Raw genomic sequence first — 6,412 nt, forward strand, 5'->3', positions numbered from 1 at the left:
CAATGAAGGACACAATTAGAGACTCTTTACTTGTCAAACTCCTACCATTGTTTATCCATTCACTACCATTCCGCTGTAGCTTTTACTGAAGTTTCCGGTTTTGTCAACGACGAAAGACCTGTTGGAGAAACCACTTCTGCATCATAAAACAAAATAAAAAGTTTTGCAAAATTAGAGATTCCAACAATAATTTTCATCTTTCCTTGCTGCCATTCTGCCCGTGGTAACACAGCTCCTCCACTACAAAGGCGAAACCAATTGCTATCCAACGGCTTACTATCTTCACCTTTCTTCAATGCACTAAGCAAAGGAATTACATATTCCTTTTGTGGTTTCCCATACCTTTTATTTAGATATGTCACAACCTGATTGGTCAAATCCACTAATTTATTATGTCTCTCAACATTGAAAACGGCATAAGAAGTTCGGTTTTCTCCCTCTTTATCGTCAGCTAAAACAGTCTTTGGCATATAACAAAGAAAGCCTTCCAACTCATTGGGTGAAGGCGTATAGATTGTCAAAGAGACCAATTTACCTTCGTAAAAATAACTTCTTCCAGTGAAAAATAAAGGAGAAGGATTCTTCAAATACTGCAAATAATCATCAAGAGTGATAGGTTCGGCCCAGTTGACTGATGTCGTTTCGGCATCAAAGTCAATACCCGCAATACTCAATAAATATCGTCCTGGCACCTCATCAGGCTTACCCACCTCTGTAGCATCCTTCATTTTGAGTGCCTGTTGATAGTGTTCTTCTTCGGTCATTCCAAGCCAATAATATCCTAAAATAGGATGATTTTGTGCATGAACAAACGAAAATGCACTCATAAGCACAAGGAGAAGTAAACATTGTTTCAGCTTCATTGTCATATCAAAAAGGATTTAATTCAGTTAGGTATAATTCATTTTATTTTATGAAAAATCATTTTTTCACGTCACATTCAGACAAATCTTCGGCAATGATTTCAGCCATTTTTGCAGCTCCTTCAGCTGTTGGATGAATGCCATCAGCCTGCATTAACTCGCCATATGGTGCATATTTTGTGTGCAAATCAATGATTTTACAATGTCGTTTGCGTGCAACCTTACGTATAATCGGCATAATCGCGTTTGCAATCACCGAGTCATTAATATTCCAAGTGGGTTTGAATGCAGGAATAGGTGTGGCAAGATATACCTTTGGATGAGCTGGAAGAGCCTGTAAAGTGTCAACCATTGCCAACAAATCTCGTTCAAAGCCGTCATTAAAGCGCCAGTTTTCAGGCTTTGAATCATTTGTTCCGAGCTTTAATACCACTATATTAGGATTGAAAGCCAGTGCATCTCGCCACGCCAACTCATTGACATAGGGTAAATCTCCGCGTCGAAGTAGAGTACGTGCTGACACTCCAAAGTTTCTTACCGCAAAGCCTTTACCAAGCAGTTGCTGCAACACCGCGGGATAACCTTTTTCACTTGCCAGGTCTATTCCGGCTCCATCTGTAATACTATTGCCTATACACGCCACGCGAATAGATTGTGGAGTCGCAATCGGTTGATGGTTTTCAAGCCATGAATTGACATCATCAATCAGCAGCTTTCGACAAACATCATCTGCCAACAAACCAAAATCGTGCCCACCCTTAGGATAAATAAAGAGCGAACAATTATTGCCGTTGCCTCGCATTGCAGTATAATAAGCCACACCATTCTGTAGAGGATTGACAACAACATCATCGTTTGTCAGAAACAAAGCAGCTTCGGGGGTGAGATGACGTCTCACAAATGGTGTGACAGACCAAGTTTCATTAACTGACTGAACAGCGTTTTTCGAAGGCAAAGCGACATCTGCCAATAATCCACTTCTTTTCAAATCAATTCCTGAAATTACAGGATTGAATAACAAACTAAAGTTGGGTCGCTCTGCAAACGAAGCCTTACAAGACACCATTGCAGCGACATATCCGCCAACTCCAAAGCCCATTATACCTATATCATAAGGGTTAAGATGCCAGCAAGAAGCACTATCACGCAACAGCTTTATAGTCTCTTCGGCCTTTGTTGTCAATTGAAACGTGTTACGACCTGACAACTTATCTTTCAAAACAAAGAAGGAAACGCCTTGTTCGATGAAAGACTTCTTCAGTGCATTGAGCAGTGAAGATTGGCACGTTTGTTCTTGATTGTCATAACACAACGCTACAATTGCCCGTCCATGTGACTGATTAACAAGATTCCCTTCTAAGTTTTTGTGTATAATTTTGTGGTACACAACCTGCTTTTCAGCCTTGTTATGTTGGGCATAGAGGGGGATTACAGACAGCGACAACGCTAAGACAAACAAATACTTAATAATGGATTTCATTTTTATTGCTATTAGAATATCACCCACAAAGATAAAGATTTTTATTTAGATTCAATGGACTTAATTCGTAGAAAAATATTCATCAGTTTGTAAACTGAGGCAAAAGGTTGCATCATTAGACCTATTTCACTCAATAAAATGACGCATTTCACACTGTAAAACAATACAAATCAAAACACATCATGAAGGCTAACATAATAAAGAATATCCGACTTTATCAAGTAATCCAACATTCCAGCCAGCCCCATCTAAAATAACATAGCTTATGTTTATCTAAGAAATCAAAAAAGAAGGCTGATATCTTCCCAAATATTTTCAAAGGAAAAAGCAAGTTAAAAAAGACCTTACAAACCCATAAAACTAAATTATTTTTTTATCTTTGCATCTATATATATAATAATGTGTTGTAAGAGATTCTCAGCAACCACGCAAATGACAAACGAAAACAACACATATTAACTACAGATTAATAAATAACAAGCAAATAAGAATAAACGTATGAAAGATTTCTTCAAGAATGTTCTCGCCACAATGTTGGGCATTTTCCTCTTTGGATGTGTAATGAGTATCATTGGATTCCTTTGTCTCATTGGACTAATTGCCACTTCATCAACAACCACAAAGATTGATAAGAATTCGGTTTTAGTGCTGAAACTTGATGGCAATATGACTGAACAGAACGAAGAAAATGTGATGAACAGCTTACAAGGTGTGTCGACTTTGAGCTTTGAAGGCACTATGAATGCCATTAAAAAAGCCAAGGAAAACGACAAGGTTGCAGGCATTTATCTCGAAGCCGGGCAATTCGGCGCAGACTTAGCTCAAGCAGAAGAAATTGAGAAAGCACTGCAAGATTTCCGTAAATCGGGGAAATGGATTATTGCTTATGGTGAAGATTACAGCACACTTAGCTACTACTTAGCCTCTGCAGCGAATAAAATCTATATGAATAAGCAAGGAGGTGTTGAGTGGGCCGGTATCGGAGGAGAGAAGGTTTACTATAAGAATGCGTTGGCAAAATTTGGCATTAAGTTTATCACTACAAAGGTAGGTAAATACAAAAGTGCCGTAGAACAGATGACCGCTGATAGCATAAGTGATGCTGATCGCGAACAAACACAACGCTATCTTGATGGTTGGTGGAACACGATTCTTACGACAGTAGCGCAAAATCGGCACTTAAACAAGGATAGCCTCAACGCATACGCCGACCGCGTTATCAGCTTAGAACCGGCTGAAAACATATTGAAATATAAGATGGTCGATGGACTTATCTACAACGATGATATCTCGGGAGTTGTCAAAAAGCAGTTAGGCATTGATCAAGATGACGATATCAACAAGATAACTGTTGATGATTTGAACGACGATGAAGAGCAAGTTTCAGGCAAACACATTGCAGTTTATTATGCGTATGGAGACATTGTTGATAAAGCTTCGCCTCAAAGTATCTTCCAAGATGCACGCCAAATTGTAGGAAATGACATGTGTAAGGACCTAAAAGACCTTGCTGATGACGATGATGTGGAAGCTGTTGTGATCAGAGTAAATTCAGGTGGTGGCTCAGCTTATGCATCTGAGCAGATATGGCACCAGATAAGTGAGCTCAGAAAGGTTAAACCTGTCGTTGTTTCGATGGGCGGTGCAGCAGCTTCTGGTGGATATTACCTCAGCTGTAATGCCGATTGGATTATTGCCGACCCTACAACCATCACTGGAAGCATAGGAATCTTTGGACTATTCCCTGATTGGAGCGAACTACTTACCAAGAAACTTGGAATCAAATACGCTGAGGTGAAAACCAATCGCAATGCCGTTTTCGGTGCATCAGGTCATCCATTTACTCCCGAACAGCTTTCATTGCTACAGCAAAATATAAACAGAGGCTATATGCTTTTCAAAAAACGAGTTGCTGAAGGGCGTCAGCTGCCAATGTATCTGGTAGAGAAAATTGCGCAGGGTCGCGTGTGGTTAGGCCAAGATGCCATAAAGTTGAAACTGATAGATCAGCTTGGTGGCTTAGACGATGCTATCGAAAAAGCTGCAAAATTGGCTAATCTCACAGACTATAAAACAGCTTCTTATCCATCACAATTAAGCAGTTGGGAGCAACTAATTGGCAGTTATACAGGAAGCGATGACTTGCTTGATAGTAAGATGCAAAGCTATTTAGGTGAATTCTACGAGCCATTCAAGATTATGAATGACATTAAAACCATAGATAAAGTACAGGCACGCATGCCTTATATTATCAAAATTAAATAGGAGATGAGAACAGAAGGTGACTTCATACATATAAATGAATGGTTGATTCCATTGAGTTGGCTTTATGGAATAGGAGTCGGCTTTCGTAATCAACTATTCAATATTGGGCTGTTAAAGCAACATGACTATGACATTCCCATCATTTCGGTGGGCAATATCACTGTTGGCGGTGCAGGAAAGACCCCTCATGTGGAATACTTAATTCGTTTGTTGAAAGACAAAGTAAAAGTGGCTGTGCTTTCACGTGGCTATAAACGCAAGACTCATGGTTATGTTTTAGCCAACGATAGTTCGACAGTGACTGACATTGGAGATGAACCTTACCAGATGAAACAGAAGTATCAAGACGTACATATCGCCGTAGATAAAAAACGTGTTGACGGGATTGCCCATATCACGGGTGATGCAGAGACTAATGATACCGATGTGATTTTGTTAGATGATGCTTTCCAACATCGTTATGTTAAACCAGGAATTAATATCCTTCTTGTAGACTATCATCGGTTAATCATCTATGATAAGCTGCTTCCGGCTGGGAGATTACGTGAGCCTCAATCGGGAAAGAATCGTGCAGACATAGTAATCATTACGAAATGTCCTAAAGATTTAAAGCCCATGGAGTTTAGAGTACTCACAAAAGCCATGAATCTCTATCCATATCAGAGTTTATATTTCACCACGATTGAATATGAATCACTGACTCCCCTCTTTGCAAAAGAGAAGTCTACGATAGAAAAAGAGGCCTTAGAAGACAAGCATGTAATGCTAATTACTGGGATAGCTTCGCCCAAACAAATTATCATCGACTTGAAACCACATGTGAAAGAGATGACAACATTGGCCTTTTCAGATCATCATCAGTTTAAGAGCAAAGACATCATGAAGATTAACGAGACTTTCAATGCTATCAAAGGAGAAAAGATTATCGTTACAACGGAAAAAGATGCTACGCGACTTGAGCAGCTCGATGGACTCAGTGAAGAGGTGAAACAAAATCTATATGTACTTCCAATTAAGGTGAAGTTCATGATCAACCAAGAAGAAGAATTTAATGATAAAATTATAGACTATGTACGAAAGAATTCAAGAAACAGCATCCTGGTTAAAGGAAAGGATGGTCACAAGTCCAAAGACAGCCATAATTCTGGGCACAGGCCTCGGACAATTAGCTTCAGAGATAACTGAAAGTTATGAATTCCCATATAGTGAAATACCCAACTTTCCAGTGTCTACCGTTGAAGGTCATGCCGGGAAACTAATCTTTGGAAAGTTAGGAGGTAAAGACATCATGGCTATGGAAGGTCGTTTCCATTACTATGAAGGCTATAACATGAAGGAAGTTACATTCCCGGAACGCGTCATGTACGAGCTGGGAATAGAGACTTTGTTTGTTAGTAATGCATCAGGAGGCATGAATCCTGAATTTAAGATTGGTGATTTGATGGTTATAAAAGACCATATCAATTTCTTCCCAGAGCATCCGTTGCATGGAAAGAACTTTCCAACGGGGCCACGTTTCCCAGATATGCACGAGGCCTATGACCATCAACTCATTGCGTTAGCTGATGAAATTGGTAAGGAAAAAGGAATTCGATTAATGCATGGAGTCTATATGGGAGTACAAGGACCAACGTTTGAAACACCGGCAGAATATCGCATGTATCACCTTATGGGGGCTGATGCTGTTGGCATGAGTACCGTTCCAGAGGTAATCGTTGCACGCCATTGTGGCATAAAAGTATTTGGAATCAGCATCATTACTGACTTAGGAGGTTTCGATGTTCCAGTTGAAGTGAGTCATGAA

The 6,412-nt window shown here is 39.7% G+C and carries 5 protein-coding genes; 3 read left to right on the forward strand and 2 right to left on the reverse strand.

From position 1 onward, the window contains the following. Window positions 1–62: 62 nt before the first annotated feature. On the reverse strand, window positions 63–869 hold the full coding sequence (locus tag HMPREF9420_RS03675) for a hypothetical protein (RefSeq protein WP_007134095.1): 807 nt from the start codon (window positions 867–869) through the stop codon (window positions 63–65). A gap of 52 nt (window positions 870–921) precedes the next feature. Further along, window positions 922–2,343 carry a GDSL-type esterase/lipase family protein gene (locus HMPREF9420_RS03680; protein WP_044078742.1) on the reverse strand — a complete coding sequence of 474 codons (1,422 nt, stop codon included), beginning with the start codon at window positions 2,341–2,343 and terminating at the stop codon, window positions 922–924. 498 nt (window positions 2,344–2,841) lie between these two features. Between HMPREF9420_RS03680 and sppA the strand changes: the two genes are divergently transcribed. The 3 genes from sppA to HMPREF9420_RS03695 all read left to right on the forward strand — a co-directional run. Continuing rightward, window positions 2,842–4,608: a signal peptide peptidase SppA gene (gene sppA, locus HMPREF9420_RS03685; protein WP_007134097.1), complete on the forward strand. Its 1,767-nt coding sequence runs from the start codon at window positions 2,842–2,844 to the stop codon at window positions 4,606–4,608. A gap of 3 nt (window positions 4,609–4,611) precedes the next feature. Next, on the forward strand, window positions 4,612–5,793 hold the full coding sequence (gene lpxK, locus HMPREF9420_RS03690; RefSeq protein WP_007134098.1) for a tetraacyldisaccharide 4'-kinase: 1,182 nt from the start codon (window positions 4,612–4,614) through the stop codon (window positions 5,791–5,793). Next, window positions 5,678–6,412 (forward strand): purine-nucleoside phosphorylase (locus HMPREF9420_RS03695; RefSeq protein WP_007134099.1); only part of this gene is annotated, 735 nt, incomplete at its 3' end. The genes lpxK and HMPREF9420_RS03695, both read left to right, overlap by 116 nt.

Origin of the sequence: Segatella salivae DSM 15606 (assembly GCF_000185845.1) — a bacterium.
GTDB lineage: Bacteria > Bacteroidota > Bacteroidia > Bacteroidales > Bacteroidaceae > Prevotella > Prevotella salivae.